The organism is Ruegeria sp. AK4 (assembly GCF_056541025.1).
This window is the reverse complement of sequence record NZ_JBQFXS010000004.1, coordinates 133139-151287: the sequence shown is the minus strand read 5'-3', so window position 1 is coordinate 151287 and position 18149 is coordinate 133139. Positions and strand designations below refer to the sequence as shown.

The following is an 18149-nucleotide window of genomic DNA, read 5'->3' as shown; positions in this document are numbered from 1 at the left end:
CGTTTTCTGCCCTGTGCGCTCGGTGCCCCCCGAAGCACCTTCTGGAAAAGCCGAATAATCAGAGGTGAATTATTTAGCTTCTCAGGACAGCGGTTCCCGCTTTTGCAGCGCCGCTGGCTGGGATAGCGTAGCGGTCATGAGCAGTACTCCTCGATTCATTCACCTCCGCGTTCACACCGAATATTCATTGCTGGAAGGCGCTGTGCGGCTGAAAAAGCTGCCGGGGCTGTGCGAGAAGGCCGAGATGCCCGCCGTTGCCGTGACGGACACAAATTCGATGTTCTCGGCGCTGGAATTTTCCGTGACCGCCAGCGGGGCCGGTATTCAGCCGATAATGGGCTGTCAGGTCGATCTGACCTATGTGCAGGCACAGCCGGGGGAAAAGCCGAAAGCGCCCGCGCCCTTGGTGCTGCTGGCGCAGTCCGAGGCTGGGTATGAGAACCTGATGAAGCTCAGCTCCTGCCTTTATGTAGACAAGAGCGGGCAGTTGCCGCAGGTCACGCTGGACGAGTTGGCCGCGCGCTCGGACGGGCTGATCTGCCTGACCGGCGGGCCGGATGGACCGGTGGGGATGCTGTTGCAGCAGGGCCAGCGCCCGGCGGCTGAGGTTCTGGTGGACCGGCTGGCCGGGATGTTCCCCGATCGTCTTTACATCGAACTGCAGCGCCATCCGGGCGAGGATGGCCAGCCCGAGGCCGAACGCCTGACCGAGCGTGGCCATGTCGAGATGGCCTATGCCAAGAACCTGCCTTTGGTCGCCACCAATGACGTCTATTTCCCGACCTCGGACATGTACGAGGCGCATGACGCTCTGATCTGTATCGCAGAAGGCGCTTATGTCGATCAGCAGGACGACCGCCGCCGCCTGACCGCGCAGCATTATTTCAAGTCGCAGCAGGAAATGGTGACCCTGTTCGCCGATCTGCCCGAGGCCATCGAGAACACGGTGGAAATCGCCAAACGCTGCGCCTTTATGGCCTATCGCCGCGACCCGATCCTGCCGAAGTTTGCCGATGATGAGGTCGCTGAACTGCGCCGGATGGCCACTCAAGGTTTACAGAGGCGTTTGATGGTAATCCCTCATGCCGTACCGATTGAGGAGTATAAGGAACGGCTGGAGTTTGAGTTGGGCATCATCGAAGGCATGGGCTTTCCGGGCTATTTCCTGATCGTTGCCGACTTTATCCAATGGGCCAAGGATCATGACATCCCGGTGGGGCCGGGGCGGGGTTCGGGCGCGGGCTCCTTGGTGGCCTATGCGCTGACGATCACCGACCTTGACCCGCTGCGCTATTCGCTGCTGTTCGAACGGTTTTTGAATCCTGAACGGGTCTCGATGCCCGACTTCGATATCGACTTCTGCATGGACCGGCGTGAGGAAGTGATCCGCTACGTCCAGCAAAAATACGGGCGCGACAAGGTGGGGCAGATCATCACCTTTGGTGCGTTGCTGTCGAAAGCTGCCGTGCGCGATATCGGGCGGGTGTTGCAGATGCCCTATGGACAGGTGGATCGCCTGTCCAAGATGATCCCGGTGGAAGGGGTCAAACCCGTCTCTATCGAGAAAGCGCTGAAAGACGAACCCCGCCTGCGCGAAGAGGCCCGGAACGAAGAGGTAGTGGACCGGCTGCTGACCTATGGCCAACAGGTCGAAGGGCTGTTGCGGAACGCCTCGACCCACGCGGCGGGGGTGGTGATCGGGGACCGGCCTCTGGATGCGCTGGTGCCGATCTATCAAGATCCCCGGTCCGACATGCCCGCGACCCAGTTCAACATGAAATGGGTGGAACAGGCCGGGCTGGTGAAGTTCGACTTTCTGGGTCTGAAGACACTGACCGTGATTCAGAATGCGATGGACCTGATCTTCAAGTCCGGGCGGCCTTTGCACGTCGCCGCCGATGGCACCGAACTTTATGAACCTGCCGACGGGGCCGAGAACCAGATCAACGCCATCCCGCTGGATGACGAGGCAACGTATAAGCTCTATTCAGCGGCCAAGACGGTGGCGGTGTTCCAGGTGGAATCCTCGGGCATGATGGATGCGCTCAAGCGGATGAAGCCGGACTGTATCGAGGATATCATCGCCCTCGTCGCGCTCTACCGTCCCGGCCCGATGGAAAACATCCCCAAGTTCTGCGAGGTCAAGAACGGGCTGAGCAAGCGGGACACGCTGCACCCGTCCATCGACCATATTCTGGACGAAACCCAGGGTATCATCGTCTATCAGGAACAGGTGATGCAGATCGCGCAGGAAATGGCGGGGTACTCCTTGGGCGGCGCCGACCTGCTGCGCCGCGCGATGGGTAAGAAAATTCAGGAGGCGATGGACGCCGAGCGGCCCAAATTCCTCAAAGGTTCGGCTGATAACGATGTGGACGAGGCCAAGGCGACCGAGGTCTGGAACCTGCTGGACAAGTTCGCCAATTACGGCTTCAACAAATCCCACGCCGCCGCCTATGCGGTGGTCAGCTATCAGACCGGCTGGCTGAAGGCGAACCACCCGGTCGAGTTCATGGCGGGTGTAATGAATTGCGATATCCACCTGACCGACAAGCTGGCCGTCTACTTTGAAGAGGTCCGCAAGGGGCTGGAATTGCCCTATGTGCCGCCTTGCGTGAACCGGTCTCAGGCGACGTTTGACGTGGTGAATGGCGAACTGGTCTACGCGCTGGGCGCGTTGAAAAACGTCGGTGTCGAGGCGATGAATCTGGTGGTCGAGGGGCGTCGCGCCGGGGGCGCGCAGGATGAAAAAAGCGACAAGCCCTTTGTCAACCTGTTCGACTTCGCCCGCCGGGTCGATCTGAAGAAGGTCGGCAAACGCCCGCTTGAGATGCTGGCGAGGGCTGGGGCCTTTGACGAGCTCGACAAGAACCGCCGCCGTGTGTTCGAAAGCCTTGACCCGTTAGTGCAGTATTCGGCGGCCATTCATGACCAGAAGAACTCGAACCAGGTGTCGCTGTTTGGCGAGGCGGGCGATGATCTGCCCGAACCGCGCCTGTCGCCCAGTCCCGACTGGCTGCCTGCAGAACGGCTGAGCGAAGAGTTCAAGGCCATCGGCTTCTACCTCTCCGGCCACCCGTTGGACGACTACATGCCCGCGCTGAAACGCAAACAAGTGCTGACGCTGGATGAAGTGACGGAAAAGGCCCGCTCGGGTCCGCTGATTGCGAAAATGGCGGGCGTTGTTGCCGGGCGGCAGGAGCGGAAATCGGCGCGCGGCAACCGGTTTGCCTTTGCCCAACTCTCGGACCCGACAGGTGCGTATGAGGTCACGCTGTTCTCGGAAACGCTGGAGAAAAGCCGCGAGTTTCTGGAAACCGGCGCGCAGGTGGTGCTGACCGCCGAGGCGACGATGGAGGCCGATCAGCTTAAACTGCTGGGCCGGTCGGTCGGACCGGTGGATTCGGTTGTGGCCGATGCCGGGGCAACCGGTCTGCGCATCTTTCTGGACGAGGCGCAGGCCCTGCCCACCGTCGCCAAGGTGCTTGCCGACGCGGCGGATGCGGCCAAGAACGCCGCACGCGGTCCGATCCAGCTGTTGCTGATCGCACCGGGGCTGCCCGGCGAGGTCGAGATGGATCTGGGCCATGACTTCCCGATCAACCCGCAGATCAAGGGGGCGATCAAATCTCTGGAAGGTGTGATCTCGGTCGAAGAAATCTGACGCCGGGCTTTGTTGCCAGACAGTTAGCGCCCCGCTAGGCTGGGCGCAGAAGGATTGTTTGGGCATTGGCCACGGGAGGGCGTTCACATGACGATTTCAGGTCTCGGGTTCAGGACGGTTGCGATGGCGGCAGCGGCATCGCTTGCTTTGGCATCGGCCGGATTGGCGGATGACAAAAAGAAGAAGACCATTGAAGGTGCGCTGATCGGCGCTGGTGTCGGAGCCCTGATCGGCGATGGAAAGGGCGCGGCAATCGGCGGCGTGGCCGGGGCGATTATCGGACATAACTGGAAGTGAGCGCGATGATGAAGCCATTAAAGACTGTATTCGCATCCCTGTGCCTATCCTTGCCGGTTGCGGTCGCGGCTGACGAGGCCGCTGAACAAATGGTTCAGGACGCTTTGCCGTTGATGCACTACACATGCGCCTCGATCGCGGAAGAGGCGGATGGGGACGAAGCCTTTGTCGTGACCGTTGTTGAAAAGATGACCGCCCTGTCGCTTTATAACCGTCAGATCAATATCGACGATCACGCGACCACGGACGAGGAAAAAGCCCAGTTGCGCGAAACCTTTATCGCCGCTCTGTCCGAAGGCTGCGCTGCCGACAAAAACGCCCTGTTGGGCGGCGTGGTCGACAACGCGGTGAAGGTGACGCTGGGGTTGTAAACGCTCAGTAATGTGGCGGGCGTTCGTCGCCATAGACAATCCCGCCCGATCCATCCTGCGCCCGTTCAGCCTCGCGCTGGAACAGCATTTCGACGCGGCGGGTCAGGCGGTCGATCTCGTCCTGTTGCCGGGTGACGACTGCGTTCAGATCCTCGACCGTGCGGGTCAGGTGGGCGATCTGTTCTTCCAGATGCTGCATGTGGGACTCCTTGATATGCCGGTCATAGCGACCCTGTGACGGCAAGGCCAGCGAAAGCGCGCCTTGCCCCGATGCGGGCCATGGGATAGACCGCGCGCGGAAGATGACCGCGAAGGACGCCCAGATGGCCAAGCCCAAGAAACAGCCCCGCCCCAAGGCCGTAACGCCAAAGGGATTCCGCGACTATTTCGGCGAGGAAGTCACGCAGCGCACCGAGATGCTGCGGACGATTGCGGGCGTCTATCATCGGTATGGCTTTGACGCCCTGGAGAGCAGCGCGGTCGAGACCGTCGAGGCGCTGGGCAAGTTCCTTCCCGATGTGGATCGCCCCAACGAAGGCGTGTTCGCGTGGCAGGAGTTCGACGAAGGCGGCAACGGTGATTGGATGGCCCTGCGCTATGACCTGACCGCGCCTCTGGCCCGGGTCTATGCGCAGCACCGCAACGATCTGCCGACGCCCTATCGCCGCTATGCGATGGGGCCGGTCTGGCGCAACGAAAAGCCGGGGCCGGGGCGGTATCGCCAGTTTTATCAGTGTGATGCGGATACGGTGGGCACGGCCAGCATGGCGGCGGATGCCGAAATCTGCGCGATGCTGTCGGATACGCTTGAGACCGTCGGCATCCCGCGCGGCGACTATCTGGTGCGGGTCAACAACCGCAAGGTTCTGAATGGCGTGCTCGAGGCGATGGGCCTAGGCGAAGACGCCGCCGCCCGCGACAACGTTCTGCGCACCATCGACAAGTTCGATAAGGTGGGTGAGGCTGGCGTGCGCGAGTTGTTGACCAAGGGCCGTCTGGATGCCTCGGGCGCGTTTATCGATGGTGTGGGTCTGAGCGACGATCAGGCCGAACCGGTGATCGCCTTCCTGACCTCGAAAGCCGCAGATACCGCCGGAACGCTGGCCAACCTGCGCGCCGCTGTGGGCGACAGCAAGATCGGCGCGGATGGGATTGCCGAGCTGGAACAGATCGGCGCGCTGCTGGATGCGGGCGGCTACGGGGCGGACCGGATCGAGATCGACCCCTCGGTCGTGCGGGGCCTCGGCTATTACACCGGGCCGGTCTATGAGGCAGAACTGACATTCGAGATTTTCGACGAGAAAGGCCGCAAACGTCAGTTCGGATCGGTCTCGGGCGGCGGTCGCTATGACGATCTGGTCAAGCGCTTCACCGGGCAGGAAGTGCCCGCGACAGGTATCTCGATCGGCGTCGATCGCCTGCTGGCCGCCCTGCGCGAAAAGGGCCGGATCGCTGCGCAGGCGACAGGTCCCGTGGTGGTGACGGTCATGGACCGCGACCGGATGGCCGACTATCAGGCGATGGTGGCCGAGCTGCGCAATGCGGGTATCCGGGCCGAGGTCTATCTGGGCAACCCCAAGAATTTCGGCAATCAGCTGAAATACGCGGACAAGCGGAACGCGCCGATTGCGGTCATTGAAGGCGGTGACGAAAAGGCGGGTGGCATCGTGCAGATCAAGGACCTGATCCTGGGCGCGAAGATCGCCGAAAGCGCCACGCTGGAGGAATGGAAAGAACGCCCCAGTCAGTTCCAGGTGCCGCGCGGTGATCTGGTCGCCAAGGTGCAAGAGATTCTGGACAGTCAGGACTGAGCCATGGCCAACCGTTCCCAGATACAGGCCCGCGCCGCGATGATGCGTGTCCGGTTCGAGGCCGCAGGCGCGCAGGTCGTGGACCCGCCGCTGTTGCAACCGGCGGACATGCTGCTGGACCTCTATGGCGAGGATATCCGTGCCCGCGCCTATGTGACCTCGGACGCGTTGCGCGGCGAGCAGATGCTGCGCCCCGACTTCACCCTGCCCGTGGTGCAGATGCACATGCGCGAAGGCGCCGAGCCCGCGCGTTACACCTATTCCGGCGAGGTGTTCCGGCGGCAGGAACACGACCCCGACCGCGCCAACGAGTACATTCAGGTCGGGTATGAGGTCTTTGACCGCAACGATCCCGCCGGAGCGGATGCCGAGGTGTTTTCTCTGTTCGCGCTGCAACTGCGCGGGCTGCCCCTGCGGGCGGCAACCGGCGATATCGGCATCCTGACCGCCGCAGTACAGGGCCTGCGGACGACAGATCGGCGCAAGGCGGCGCTGATGCGTCATCTGTGGCGTCCGCGCCGGTTCCGTATCCTGCTGGATCGCTTCGCCGGGCGAAAGCCCGAGCCCGAGCACCGGACAAAACTGCTGGATGCCCTCGACCCCATGCAGTTCGACGCGCCCATGACCGGTAAACGGCGTGCTGCGGAGATTGAGGCGCGGATCGAGGCGTTGCGCGAAGATCGCGAGACGCCTCCGATTTCGGACAACGAACTGGCCGGGCTGGAAACGCTGCTGAACGTGCGCGAAACCATGCCTTTTGCCCTGGAACAACTGCGGGACGTGGCCGTCGATCTGCCGCAGATCACCCCGGCGCTGGACCGGCTCGAAGCGCGGATCGCGGCCCTGCAGGCGCGCGGCGTCGATGTGGATACGCTGGATTTCGAGGCCGCCTATGGCCGGACCTCAATGGAATATTATGACGGCTTCGTCTTTGGCTTTTATGCCGAAGGCCGCCCCGATCTGCCCCCCATCGCCACCGGCGGGCGCTATGACGCGCTGACGCGGCAGTTGGGCAATGGGGCGGAAATTCCCGCCATTGGCGGCGTGATCCGCCCCGACCTGATGCTGGACGTGGAAGGGGACCTGCGATGAGCCTGAAACTTGGCGTGCCCTCCAAGGGCCGGTTGATGGACAAGACATTCGCGTGGTTCGCCAAACGCGGCATCACCCTGTCGCGCAGCGGGTCGGACCGGGAATATGCGGGCAAGGTCGAAGGGATCGACGGCGTTTCGCTGATCCTGCTGTCGGCCGGAGAAATCCCGCGCGAACTGGCTGCCGGGCGCATTCATCTGGGCGTCACCGGCATCGATCTGGTGCACGAGAAACTGCCGCGCTGGGAACAGCAGGTCGAAGAGATCTCGCAGCTTGGATTCGGCAAGGCCGACCTGATCATTGCCACGCCGACCTGCTGGGTCGATGTGGATACGCTGGACGATCTGGATGCGGCGGCGGCGGCGTTCCGCAAGACCCACGGCCACCGGCTGCGGATCGCTACCAAGTATCACCGCCTGGTGCGCGAGTTCCTGACCGATGCGGGCGTGGCGGATTACACGCTGGTCGACAGCCAGGGCGCGACCGAAGGCACGGTGATGAACGAAACCGCCGAGGCGATTGCCGATATCACGTCTACGGGAGAGACCCTGAGGGCGAACCACCTGAAAATCCTGTCGGACGGGCTGATCCTGCAATCTCAGGCCACGCTGTGGCGCAGCCGGGTCGCCAAATGTGACCCCGAGACCAAGGCGGTTCTGAACGCGCTGCTGGATCGGCTGGGTTAAAGCACGCCGATATCCGCCAGCGCGCGGTTCAGATCGTCGGGCAGGACATCGTCCTGTTCGCGGGATTTGGGCAGATCGGCGGGGGTGTCCTCGGGTTTCAGATAGCGCCAGCCCTGGAACGGGCGTTTCAGGGCGTTCTGGGTGCGGTGCACTTCGGGGTCGAGCACGATGGCGCAGCGGCGGATGCCGTCATCGCCGCGCACCTCATCGAGCCGCAGAATGCGCTGACGGCATTGGATCACGCCTTTGACCACCCAATAGATCGAACCGCCGTTCAGAATCTCGGCCTCGCGCTTGGGCCACATGCGGGTGACGTGACGCGGCAGCCCATCCTCGAACCGTTGGCGATAGCTGTCCTGCCACGCGATCAGCGTGTCGACGCTTTCCGATCCGACAGACAGTTTGATGAGGTTTACGTACTTATCCACAGCTTTCCCACAGAGTCGTCCCAAAGCACTGCTTGATATTGTAGCTCGGTATTCACTTTCATCAAGGTGTAGTGGGTGATAGGCTTGCAACCTCATTTAGCACAGGGAATCACCAATGAGCCGCTTTGCCGCCCCCATCGCCGAGCAGATCTGGGATATGAAATACCGTTTCAAACAGGCGGATGGCACGCCCATCGACCAGACGGTCGAGGACAGCTGGCGGCGCATCGCCCGCGATCTGGCGCGGATCGAGGATGATCCGGCCCATTGGGAAGAAAAGTTCTACGCGGCGCTGGAGGATTTCAAATACCTGCCCGCCGGTCGCATCACCGCAGGTGCAGGGACCGCGCGGCAGGTGACGTTGTTCAACTGCTTCGTCATGGGCACCGTGCCCGACAGCATGGGCGGCATCTTCGACATGCTGAAAGAGGCCGCGCTGACCATGCAGCAGGGGGGCGGCATCGGCTATGATTTCTCGACCATTCGGCCCCGTGGCGCGGATGTGAAAGGGGTTGCGGCGGATGCTTCGGGACCGTTGTCTTTCATGGATGTGTGGGACGCCATGTGCCGGACGATCATGTCCGCAGGCTCGCGTCGGGGGGCGATGATGGCGACGATGCGCTGCGATCACCCGGATATCGAACAGTTCATCACCGCCAAGTCCGACCCCGCCCGCCTGCGCATGTTCAACATGTCGGTGCTGGTCACCGACCCGTTTATGGAGGCCGTCAAGACCGACGGCCCGTGGGAACTGGTGTTCGGCGACAAGGTCTATCACACCGTGCAGGCCCGCGATCTGTGGAACAAGATCATGCAGGCCACTTACGATTATGCCGAACCGGGCGTGATTTTCATCGACCGGATCAATCAGGCCAACAACCTGAGCTATGTCGAGACCATCGCGGCAACCAATCCCTGCGGCGAGCAGCCCTTGCCGCCTTATGGTGCCTGCCTGCTGGGCTCGATCAATCTGGCGCGTCTTGTCGCCGAACCGTTCGAGGACGCGGCCCATCTGGATGAGGCCGCGCTGCAAGAGCTGGTCGCGACCTCGGTTCGCATGATGGACAACGTGGTGGATGCCTCGAAATTCCCGCTGGTCGAGCAAGAGGCCGAAGCGCAGGACAAGCGCCGCATCGGGTTGGGTGTCACCGGTCTGGCCGACGCGCTGCTGATGCTGGGCCTGCGCTATGGCTCGGACGAGGCGGCGCGTCAGACCGAGCGCTGGTTGCACGCGATCGCCCGCGCCGCGTATCTGGCGTCGGTCGACTTGGCGAAGGAAAAAGGCGCGTTCCCCTTGTTCGATGCCGAGAAATATCTGGCCAGCGGCACCATGCAGCAGATGGATGACGATGTGCGCGACGCGATCCGCGAACACGGTATCCGCAACGCGCTGCTGACCTCGATCGCGCCGACCGGGACGATCTCCCTGTACGCAGGCAACGTGTCTTCGGGGATCGAGCCGGTCTTTGCCTATGCCTATACCCGCAAGGTGCTGCAAAAGGACGGCTCGCGCACCGAGGAAGAGGTGGTGGACTACGCGGTGCAGATGTGGCGCGACAAGTTCGGTGACACCGAATTGCCCGACTATTTCGTCAACGCGCAGACGCTGTCTCCGTCCGATCACGTCAAGATGCAGGCGGCGGCGCAGAAATGGATCGACAGTTCGATTTCCAAGACGATCAACTGCCCAGAGGATATCAGCTTTGACGCCTTCAAGGATGTCTACATGCAGGCCTGGGATCAGGGCTGCAAAGGCTGCACCACCTATCGCCCGAATGACGTGACCGGTTCCGTCCTGACAGTCTCGGAAAGCGACGACAAGGCACCGGGCGAAAGCGCCGATGCGCCGCATCAGGTCGATGGTGGTGAGGTCGTGTATATGTCCGAACCACTGGACCGCCCGCAGGCGCTGGAGGGATCGACCTACAAGCTGAAATGGCCCGACAGTGAACACGCGATCTATCTGACGATCAACGACATCGTCCACGGAGGCCGCCGCCGCCCGTTCGAGGTGTTCATCAACTCGAAGAACATGGAGCATTACGCCTGGACGCTGGCGCTGACCCGGATGATCTCGGCCGTGTTTCGGCGGGGCGGGGATGTGTCCTTTGTGGTCGAGGAACTGAAAGCTGTGTTCGACCCGCGCGGCGGGGCCTGGGTGAAGGGTAAATACATCCCGTCGATTCTGGCCGCGATCGGCGGCGTGATCGAGCAGCACATGATCAGCATCGGCTTTCTGGAAGGCGAGGGCATGGGCCTGAAATCCGACCCGCAGGCGCAGGTGGTCAACATGGATGCGCCACGTGGCAAAGCCTGCCCGTCCTGTGGCCAGTTTGACATGGTCATGATCGAAGGATGCATGACCTGCCGCAGTTGCGGGCATTCGAAATGCGGTTAGTGCTGTAGGTCGAAAAACAGGCAAAGGGCCGGTTTTCAATACGTTAGCACCGAACCGGCTCAGCCCCCTGATTCCGTTCTGCAACATTCATCTGATTGCTGCATTTCGGTCTCTTTTCCGCCGGAATCAGGGCTGATACTACAATGTGATTAAGTGGTGGGTAGTCTTAAGGGTGCGAGCAGGCAAATGAGAACCGGATCAAACGGTCGTGTAGCCATATCTTGGAAACAAACGGAACTTGACGGGCTCGAGGCTGCGCCTCTGGCCTTTATGGTCGTTGGGGCGGCGTGGTCCTGGCGGGGGCAGGCGGTGGCGCTTGGTGCCGTTGCCGGCCAGAGCCTTGAGCAGGCCGGGATTGCAGGTGGAGTCGTGGCCTGCACAAGCGGTCAGGCCTCGGGGGGCTGCGATCTGTCCGGTCAGGTTGTTGGAACCGTTGTTCTGTCGAACGGCGCGCAGCGGTTCAGTGCGGACATGGTCGTCGATGCGGAAGACAGCGCCCCGACTTTGGTTTTTGAAGGGACCTGCCCGCCGCGACATCAGGATTTCTGGATCAGCGAGATCACCGAAATCGAGCTGCCGCAAATGGCAAGCATCGAGCGTCCCTCGACGGTTGTTGCCTTTCCGTCACGGTAAGTCCCGCGTTTGTCGGGATGGCAAATAAGCGGCATCCGGTTGCCCGGCATGTTTTTACAAAATTCAACGGTCGTGGGCGTAGCCTGTTGACTCTGCAATTTCGGCGGATATAAGCGCGGCTTCATTGGTGTTGGTGGCCCCCGCAAGGGGATGCCTGTCATGGGGGGAACCTCAAGAGGACAACGCCCTTCACTCGACCTCTCCCTTACCAAGGGAGTGCTCTACATAACGAAGGAGAACAGCCGTGACCAAACGCACGTCTGCCAAGTACAAAATCGACCGCCGGATGGGCGAAAACATCTGGGGTCGTCCGAAATCCCCGATCAACCGTCGTGAATACGGCCCCGGCCAGCACGGCCAGCGCCGCAAGGGCAAACTGTCGGACTTCGGTCTGCAGCTGCGCGCCAAGCAGAAGCTGAAAGGCTACTATGGCGACCTGACCGAGAAGCAGTTCCGCCGCATCTACGCCGAAGCCGTGCGTGTGAACGGCGACACCGGTGAAAACCTGATCGGTCTGCTGGAACGCCGTCTGGACGCCGTCGTCTACCGCGCCAAATTTGTAGCAACCGTCTTTGCCGCGCGTCAGTTCGTGAACCACGGCCACGTCAAAGTGAACGGCAAGCGGGTCAACATCCCCAGCTACCGCGTCAAAGAAGGCGACGTGATTGAAGTGCGCGACAAGTCCAAGCAACTGGCTGTTGTTCTGGAAGCCGTTGCTCTGGCCGAGCGTGATGTGCCTGATTACATCGACGCCGATCACTCGAAAATGACCGCCACTTTCGTGCGCGCCCCGGGCCTGAGCGATGTGCCTTACCCGGTCATGATGGAGCCGAACCTGGTTGTCGAATTCTACGCGAAGAACTGATCTTCGCCGACGTTTCGAATTTGGAAAGGCCGCGCCGTTTGGGTGCGGCCTTTTCTTTTTTTGGTGCTGGTCAGGCTGCACATATGGCCCGGAAATCCTCACCGAACACGGCAACGTCCCGCTTCAATCCCGCCTGACGGAATTGCCGCTTTTCTCAAGGCGTTGAGGCAGGTATGAGGGGCGCAATCAACGGAGCCTTTCATGACAAAGATCACCCCGCAACCCGGCATTATGGACATCGCGCTGTATCAGGGCGGCCAGTCGCATGTGGCGGGTGTGAAGCACGTGATCAAGCTCAGCTCGAACGAAAACCCGTTTGGTCCAAGCCCCAAGGCGATTGAGGCAGCGCGCGACAGCGTGGCCAACCTGCATCGCTATCCCGGCACCGATCATGCCAGCCTGCGTGCGGCAATCGGGGCGCGGCACGGGCTTGATCCGGCGCGGCTCGTCTGTGGCGTCGGCAGTGACGAGGTGCTGCAATTCGTCGCCCAGGCCTATGCCGGGCCGGGGGATGAGGTCATCCATACCGAGCACGGGTTTTCCATGTACCCGATCATCGCGCGGATGGCCGGAGCAACGCCGATCATGGTGGCCGAGCGCGACCGCAAGGTCGATGTGGACGCCATCCTGAACGCGGTGACGGGCAAGACGCGGATTGTGTTTGTCACCAACCCGGGCAATCCGACCTCGACGATGATCTCGGATGAGGAACTGGAGCGACTGGCGCAGGCGTTGCCGGAAACCTCTCTGATGGTGCTGGACGGCGCTTATGCGGAATTTGTCGATGGGTTCGATGGCGGCGCGGCTCTGGTCGACCGGCACGACAACGTCATCATGACCCGGACGTTCTCAAAGGTTTACGGTCTGGGCGGCATGCGGGTGGGCTGGGGTTATGCGCAACGACCGATTATCGACGTGCTGAACCGTGTGCGCCAGCCGTTCAACCTGTCGCTTACCGCTTTGGCGGCGGCTGAGGCGGCGGTGAACGATGTGGAATTCCTGTCCTTCTGCCAGTCCGAGAATGCTCGCCTGCGGGTCTGGCTGGCAGAGGAGCTGGCCAAGATCGGCGTGCCTTCGGATGCGTCCTGCACAAATTTCATCCTCGCGCGGTTTGCCGATCAGGCCGAGGCCGAGGCCTGCGACGATTACTTGAAAACCCAGGGTTTGATTGTGCGCCGGGTTGCGGGCTACAACCTGCCGAATGCCCTTCGGATCACCGTGGGCGATGAAGAGGCCTGCCGCCGCGTGGTTGCAGCCATTACCGCGTTCAAAGGGGGCGCCGCATGAGCCAGATTTACGACCGTGTGGCGCTGATCGGGCTGGGCCTGATCGCCTCTTCCATGTTCTGGGCCATCAAACGCGCCGGTCTGGCGGGCGAGGTCTCCGGCTATGCCCGGTCTCAGGCCACCCGCGACACCGCCCGCCGCATCGGGCTGTGCGACCGGGTCTGCGACACGGCGCAAGAGGCGGTCGAAGGGGCCGATCTGGTGGTACTGTGTGTGCCAGTTGGCGCGATGGGCGCGGTCGCCAGCCAGATTTCGGCGGCGCTGAAGCCCGGCGCGACGGTCACGGATGTTGGCTCGGTCAAGCGGCATGTCATTCAGGACGTCTCTCCGCACATCCCTGAAGGTGTGCATTTCATCCCCGCGCACCCGCTAGCGGGGACCGAGCATTCGGGGCCGGAATCCGGTTTTGCCGAACTGTTCGACAACCGCTGGTGCCTGCTGGTCCCGGTCGAAGGCTCGGACCCCGACGCCATTTCCCGCCTGCGCGCGCTGTGGGAGGGCATGGGGTCTTATGTCGATGAGATGGACGCGGATCACCACGATCTGGTTCTGGCCGTGACCTCTCATGCGCCGCACCTGATCGCTTACACGATGGTTGGTGTGGCCGATGACCTGCGCCGGGTGACGGATACCGAGGTGATCAAGTACTCGGCCGCCGGTTTCCGCGATTTCACCCGCATCGCCGCGTCTGACCCGACCATGTGGCGCGACGTGTTTCTGACCAACAAGGACGCGACGCTGGAAATCCTCGGGCGCTTCACCGAGGAACTTTTTGCCCTGCAGCGCGCCATCCGAACAGGTGACGGCGAGCATCTTTTCGACTATTTCACCCGTACCCGCGCGATCCGGCGCGGCATCATCGACGCGGGGCAGGATACGGATGCCCCCGATTTCGGACGGGGGAAATCAAACTGATGACAGGGCTTTGGGGGCGAATTCTGATCGGTTTGGCGGTGGTCTGCGCCGCAACAGGTCAGGCCGCGCCTCTGGAACAGTCTCTGATCCCCGCCGCGCGTCCGGCGGCATATTCGGATATGGCGCTGGCTTCGGCAGCGCTGCCCACGGCAGAGCCAGCAGTCGCCATTGCAAAGATCAGGCCGGAAACCCGCCCGATCTCGCCGCAAATTCAGGCTGTTGCCGCGCGCCCGGCGGATTTGCCGCTGCTCGGCCCCGATACCTCTCTGACGCCATACATGCGGCCCAAATCACTGGAACAGCAGGTGTTGTTCAAGAAGCGCAAATTGCGCAAGGGGTCGGTTTGCGGAGATATCGACATTCAGGGCAAAGCGGTCGGCAAAGTGCCGGGCCGGATCAAGGCGTGCGGAGTCAAGGATGCGGTGCAGATCACCTCGGTCTCGGGGGTGCAGCTGAGCCGACCGTCGACGATGGACTGCGGAACGGCGATTGCGCTGAACAAATGGGTCGACAAATCGGTGAAACCGACTTTCAAGCGGCGCGGGCCGGTGGTGCAGCTACAGGTGGCGGCGCATTACGCCTGCCGGACCCGCAACAACCGCAAGGGCGCCCGGGTGTCTGAACATGGCAAGGGCCGCGCCATTGATATCTCGGGCTTCGTGATGGCGGACGGAGAGGTTGTCACCGTCTATGACGGCTGGCGCAAGAACCCGTCACAAAAGCAGCTCAAGAAGATCTGGCGCGGGGCCTGCGGGCCGTTCGGCACTGTGTTGGGCCCCAATTCGGATCGTTACCACCGCGACCATTTCCATCTGGATACGGCGCGCTATCGCACCGGACCCTACTGCCGCTAGCGCAGGATCAGGCGCGGGGCGGGGCCCAGCGGGATCGGACCCAGGGCGACAAATCCGTCGCGGAAATTCAATTGCACGTCCAGCGCGTTCGGGTTGCCGCCAAGACCTGCCAGAAAGTTCAGTGCCGTTGTCACCGGGTTCACCGCCTGATCGGGCAATGCACCGGCGGCGTTGGCCATCGCGATCATGTCACGCCAGTTTTCAGCCTTTACCGCAATCTCGCCGGTTGGGATGCCCTGCGCATCCACGTCCAGATGTCCAGTTGCAAACAGGCGCAACTCGCCCCATTTGACCTCGGCCAGATCAAGATCGATGGCGACCGGCTGCGGACGGCCCCGTTCCAGCGCGCTGCGGTCCCAGGGCTTGTCGAAGGTTGCGACCATATCCAGTTCCAGCGCCTCGAAAGCCTGCGGCAGGGTCGTGGCCGAGCGCATCAGTTTGCGCAAATCTTCCCCGGGCGTGAAGCCGTCCATTTCGGCGGTGATGGCATAGGCCTCGGGCCGGTCGGTCTGCGCCATCACAAGGCCAAAGGTCTCACCAGCCGCGACGGCGCCGGTGTCTTCGGTGACGGACCAGGGGCCAGCGGTCAGGGCCAGCTTTTCCACGACAATCGCGACGCCGGGCTGCAGTTGCAACTCGGCGGTCAGATCTTCGGCCATAATGGTCGCGGTCTGGTCGAAATAAGACAGCCGCTGCGGCGTGTCGGCAAAGCGCAGCACCTGCCGCCCGGGCCAGATGGCGGGGCTTTGAAACTCGATCCAGTCGGCGCTCCAGGCGGTGCCGTTGACCGGGTCCGCAAGGGCCGGGTTGCTCAGCCGGGTCGTGTGATGCGTGGGATAGCCTGCGGTGGCGACGTCCGAAAAATCTGCCTGCCAGCCCAGTTGCTGCTGCTGATCGAACCACCCGGTGATCGCATTGCGCAGGCCATATCCGGCGATGAACCAATAGGCGCTCCATGCGACACCTGCAAAAATGAACACGCGTATCAGACGGCGCATGAGGAATGGCCCTTTTTCCTGCCCTGAAATTGATGTTTATAGGCCTAAACGGGCAAGGACCAGTGCAATGACGATGTGGGTTTTCGGATATGGATCGCTGCTGTGGAATCCGGGTTTCCCGGTGGCGCGCAGCGAACAAGCGACGCTGCACGGCTATGCAAGATCATTTTGCATGAGCTCCATCCACCATCGCGGAACCGAGGAAAAACCGGGCCTTGTGCTGGCGCTGGATGAACAGGAAGGCGCGCATTGCAAGGGTTTGGCCCTGGCGGTCGAAGCCGGGCACGAGGACCGCACGCTGCACGAACTGCGCGAGCGCGAGTTGATCTCGTCGGCCTATCTGGAACGGATGCTGGATGTGGAACTGCAGGGCAGTGAGGTGGTGAATGCCGTTACCTATGTCATCGATGCCCACCACGTACAGTATTGCGGTGGCATGCCGTTGGAAGAGCAGGCACAGATCATTGCGCACGCGGTTGGCGGGCGCGGGCCGAACACCGAGTACCTGTACAATACAGCCGAACATCTGGCCGAGATCGGGCTGCGCGATCCCGATCTTGAGTGGTTGTCGCAACGGGTGCGCGCCCTTACCGCATAAACCCTTGGCGTCACCGGCGGAACTTCGCTAGATTCGGGCCAGAGCAGGCAAGTACCGGGAACCACGCGCATGGCGCAGGCACGACAGGGCGTAAGACCCCATTTCTCGCATCCCATTCGTCAGATTGTGATGATGTTGATCGCAATTGGCCTTGCAGGGCTTGGGGTCTTTATGGCGCTGCCCTACGTGCTGCCGGTTTTCTACGCCAATCCTTACCTGAACGGGTTCATCCTGCTGGTCTTCGTCATTGGTGTGTTTGCCTGTTTCTATCAGGTCGCGCAGTTAATGGGGTCTGTGCGCTGGATCGAGGCCTTTGTCGGCGGCGTCGTGCGCGAAGACGCGAGAACGCCGCAGCTTCTGGCCCCTTTGGCCTCGCTGCTGCGAGAGCGGGGCGCGCGGTCGCAAATCAGCAGCAGTTCGACCCGGTCTATTCTCGATTCCGTGGCCGAACGGGTCGAAGAAGAGCGTGAGATCACGCGCTACATCACCAATGTCCTGATTTATCTGGGCCTTTTGGGCACGTTCTTCGGGCTGGCCACCACGGTTCCCGCCATCGTCGACACGATCCGCAGCCTGAACCCGCAGGAGGGTGAGGAAGGTCTGGCCGTCTTCAACCGTCTGATGACGGGTCTTGAGGCGCAGTTGCAGGGTATGGGCGTGGCATTTGGCTCGTCACTGCTGGGTCTGGCGGGCTCGTTGATCGTGGGTCTGTTGGAACTGTTCGCCGGGCACGGTCAGAATCGGTTCTACCGCGAGCTCGAAGAATGGCTTTCGTCCATCACCCGCGTTGGCTTTGCCGGTGTCGAGGATGGCGCAGGGCCCGAGATTGAGGTTCTGACCCCGGTTCTGGACGCGATGTCGGAACAGATGGATGCCTTGCAGGACCTGTTTTCGGCGCAGGAACTGGACCGGGCCGAGGTTTCGGCCAAGCTGGGCCAGTTGGTTGATGCGATCGGCCAGATGAACACAAGGCAGTCCGAGACCGAAGGCGTCACCGCCGCGCTGGAACGGGTGGCCTTGGGGCAGGACGCTCTGCTGGATCACATGCGCGATCATGGGGCAGGCGAAGGGATCGATGCTGAAAGCCGCATGCGCCTGCGGTCAATGGACGTACAACTGCTGCGCATCCTCGAAGAAATCTCTGCCGGCCGGCAGGAGAGCATGAACGAGTTCCGCAAGGATATCGAACTGCTGGTCAAGGCCATGACCCTGCCGCGCGGCGCGGTGCGCAGCTCGCCGGACGGAGAGTAACC

General features: G+C 62.0%; 17 protein-coding genes. 14 read left to right on the top strand and 3 right to left on the bottom strand.

Annotated features, from left to right (window positions below):
- The first annotated feature begins 136 nt into the window (after nucleotides 1–136).
- The 3 genes from dnaE (at nucleotide 137) to ACR0EZ_RS09755 (ending at nucleotide 4332) form a co-directional block, all read left to right on the top strand.
- Complete coding sequence (dnaE, locus tag ACR0EZ_RS09765; RefSeq protein ID WP_480612558.1) at nucleotides 137–3664, top strand: DNA polymerase III subunit alpha; 3528 nt, start codon at nucleotides 137–139, stop codon at nucleotides 3662–3664.
- Between the two features lie 87 nt (nucleotides 3665–3751).
- Nucleotides 3752–3961 carry a YMGG-like glycine zipper-containing protein gene (locus tag ACR0EZ_RS09760; protein WP_480612557.1) on the top strand — a complete coding sequence of 70 codons (210 nt, stop codon included), beginning with the start codon at nucleotides 3752–3754 and terminating at the stop codon, nucleotides 3959–3961.
- Between the two features lie 8 nt (nucleotides 3962–3969).
- Complete coding sequence (locus ACR0EZ_RS09755) at nucleotides 3970–4332, top strand: hypothetical protein (RefSeq protein ID WP_480612556.1); 363 nt, start codon at nucleotides 3970–3972, stop codon at nucleotides 4330–4332.
- Between the two features lie 4 nt (nucleotides 4333–4336).
- Here ACR0EZ_RS09755 and ACR0EZ_RS09750 read toward each other — a convergent pair whose 3' ends face one another.
- Nucleotides 4337–4531 carry a SlyX family protein gene (locus tag ACR0EZ_RS09750; RefSeq protein WP_480612757.1) on the bottom strand — a complete coding sequence of 65 codons (195 nt, stop codon included), beginning with the start codon at nucleotides 4529–4531 and terminating at the stop codon, nucleotides 4337–4339.
- Between the two features lie 124 nt (nucleotides 4532–4655).
- On the opposite strand from ACR0EZ_RS09750, the gene hisS reads away from it, so the two are divergent.
- From hisS to hisG, 3 genes are read left to right on the top strand one after another with little or no spacing between them, the layout of a single operon-like run.
- On the top strand, nucleotides 4656–6143 hold the full coding sequence (gene hisS / locus ACR0EZ_RS09745) for a histidine--tRNA ligase (RefSeq protein ID WP_480612555.1): 1488 nt from the start codon (nucleotides 4656–4658) through the stop codon (nucleotides 6141–6143).
- 3 nt (nucleotides 6144–6146) lie between these two features.
- On the top strand, nucleotides 6147–7235 hold the full coding sequence (locus tag ACR0EZ_RS09740; RefSeq protein ID WP_480612554.1) for an ATP phosphoribosyltransferase regulatory subunit: 1089 nt from the start codon (nucleotides 6147–6149) through the stop codon (nucleotides 7233–7235).
- Entirely contained in the window at nucleotides 7232–7921 is a 690-nt protein-coding gene (gene hisG, locus ACR0EZ_RS09735; protein WP_480612553.1) for an ATP phosphoribosyltransferase, read from the top strand. The genes ACR0EZ_RS09740 and hisG overlap by 4 nt, the downstream gene beginning before the upstream one ends.
- Here hisG and ACR0EZ_RS09730 read toward each other — a convergent pair.
- Entirely contained in the window at nucleotides 7918–8349 is a 432-nt protein-coding gene (locus ACR0EZ_RS09730) for a DUF1489 family protein (protein ID WP_480612552.1), read from the bottom strand. The two genes, hisG and ACR0EZ_RS09730, sit on opposite strands and share 4 nt — an antisense overlap.
- A 115-nt stretch (nucleotides 8350–8464) precedes the next feature.
- On the opposite strand from ACR0EZ_RS09730, the gene ACR0EZ_RS09725 reads away from it, so the two are divergent.
- From ACR0EZ_RS09725 to ACR0EZ_RS09700, 6 genes are all read left to right on the top strand, one after another.
- Complete coding sequence (locus tag ACR0EZ_RS09725) at nucleotides 8465–10747, top strand: adenosylcobalamin-dependent ribonucleoside-diphosphate reductase (RefSeq protein WP_480612551.1); 2283 nt, start codon at nucleotides 8465–8467, stop codon at nucleotides 10745–10747.
- A 186-nt stretch (nucleotides 10748–10933) separates the two neighbouring features.
- Entirely contained in the window at nucleotides 10934–11380 is a 447-nt protein-coding gene (locus ACR0EZ_RS09720; protein WP_480612550.1) for a hypothetical protein, read from the top strand.
- A 244-nt stretch (nucleotides 11381–11624) separates the two neighbouring features.
- The gene (gene rpsD / locus ACR0EZ_RS09715) at nucleotides 11625–12245 is read left to right on the top strand and encodes a 30S ribosomal protein S4 (RefSeq protein WP_480612549.1); all 621 of its coding nucleotides are present in this window, start codon (nucleotides 11625–11627) and stop codon (nucleotides 12243–12245) included.
- Between the two features lie 201 nt (nucleotides 12246–12446).
- Nucleotides 12447–13532, top strand: coding sequence for a histidinol-phosphate transaminase (gene hisC, locus ACR0EZ_RS09710; RefSeq protein WP_480612548.1), 1086 nt, complete (start codon nucleotides 12447–12449; stop codon nucleotides 13530–13532).
- Nucleotides 13529–14446, top strand: a complete 918-nt coding sequence (locus ACR0EZ_RS09705; RefSeq protein ID WP_480612547.1) for a prephenate/arogenate dehydrogenase family protein — start codon at nucleotides 13529–13531, stop codon at nucleotides 14444–14446. Before hisC ends, ACR0EZ_RS09705 begins: the two co-directional genes overlap by 4 nt.
- Nucleotides 14446–15300: an extensin-like domain-containing protein gene (locus ACR0EZ_RS09700; protein WP_480612546.1), complete on the top strand. Its 855-nt coding sequence runs from the start codon at nucleotides 14446–14448 to the stop codon at nucleotides 15298–15300. The genes ACR0EZ_RS09705 and ACR0EZ_RS09700 overlap by 1 nt, the downstream gene beginning before the upstream one ends.
- Here ACR0EZ_RS09700 and ACR0EZ_RS09695 read toward each other — a convergent pair.
- Nucleotides 15297–16298: a DUF2125 domain-containing protein gene (locus ACR0EZ_RS09695; protein ID WP_480612545.1), complete on the bottom strand. Its 1002-nt coding sequence runs from the start codon at nucleotides 16296–16298 to the stop codon at nucleotides 15297–15299. The two genes, ACR0EZ_RS09700 and ACR0EZ_RS09695, sit on opposite strands and share 4 nt — an antisense overlap.
- 67 nt (nucleotides 16299–16365) lie before the next feature.
- Here ACR0EZ_RS09695 and ACR0EZ_RS09690 point away from each other — a divergent pair, with 67 nt between their 5' ends.
- Nucleotides 16366–16896, top strand: a complete 531-nt coding sequence (locus ACR0EZ_RS09690) for a gamma-glutamylcyclotransferase (protein ID WP_480612544.1) — start codon at nucleotides 16366–16368, stop codon at nucleotides 16894–16896.
- Between the two features lie 69 nt (nucleotides 16897–16965).
- A complete protein-coding gene (locus ACR0EZ_RS09685) occupies nucleotides 16966–18147 on the top strand; it encodes a biopolymer transporter ExbB (RefSeq protein WP_480612543.1) in 1182 nt (393 codons plus the stop codon).
- Nucleotides 18148–18149 lie beyond the last annotated feature (2 nt).

Coding starts and splice junctions, on each gene's coding strand:
- dnaE (WP_480612558.1), top strand. CDS start 137: ATGAGCAGTACTCCTCGATTCATTCACCTCCGCGTTCACACCGAATAT.
- ACR0EZ_RS09760 (WP_480612557.1), top strand. CDS start 3,752: ATGACGATTTCAGGTCTCGGGTTCAGGACGGTTGCGATGGCGGCAGCG.
- ACR0EZ_RS09755 (WP_480612556.1), top strand. CDS start 3,970: ATGAAGCCATTAAAGACTGTATTCGCATCCCTGTGCCTATCCTTGCCG.
- ACR0EZ_RS09750 (WP_480612757.1), bottom strand. CDS start 4,531: ATGCAGCATCTGGAAGAACAGATCGCCCACCTGACCCGCACGGTCGAG.
- hisS (WP_480612555.1), top strand. CDS start 4,656: ATGGCCAAGCCCAAGAAACAGCCCCGCCCCAAGGCCGTAACGCCAAAG.
- ACR0EZ_RS09740 (WP_480612554.1), top strand. CDS start 6,147: ATGGCCAACCGTTCCCAGATACAGGCCCGCGCCGCGATGATGCGTGTC.
- hisG (WP_480612553.1), top strand. CDS start 7,232: ATGAGCCTGAAACTTGGCGTGCCCTCCAAGGGCCGGTTGATGGACAAG.
- ACR0EZ_RS09725 (WP_480612551.1), top strand. CDS start 8,465: ATGAGCCGCTTTGCCGCCCCCATCGCCGAGCAGATCTGGGATATGAAA.
- ACR0EZ_RS09720 (WP_480612550.1), top strand. CDS start 10,934: ATGAGAACCGGATCAAACGGTCGTGTAGCCATATCTTGGAAACAAACG.
- hisC (WP_480612548.1), top strand. CDS start 12,447: ATGACAAAGATCACCCCGCAACCCGGCATTATGGACATCGCGCTGTAT.
- ACR0EZ_RS09705 (WP_480612547.1), top strand. CDS start 13,529: ATGAGCCAGATTTACGACCGTGTGGCGCTGATCGGGCTGGGCCTGATC.
- ACR0EZ_RS09700 (WP_480612546.1), top strand. CDS start 14,446: ATGACAGGGCTTTGGGGGCGAATTCTGATCGGTTTGGCGGTGGTCTGC.
- ACR0EZ_RS09695 (WP_480612545.1), bottom strand. CDS start 16,298: ATGCGCCGTCTGATACGCGTGTTCATTTTTGCAGGTGTCGCATGGAGC.
- ACR0EZ_RS09690 (WP_480612544.1), top strand. CDS start 16,366: ATGACGATGTGGGTTTTCGGATATGGATCGCTGCTGTGGAATCCGGGT.
- ACR0EZ_RS09685 (WP_480612543.1), top strand. CDS start 16,966: ATGGCGCAGGCACGACAGGGCGTAAGACCCCATTTCTCGCATCCCATT.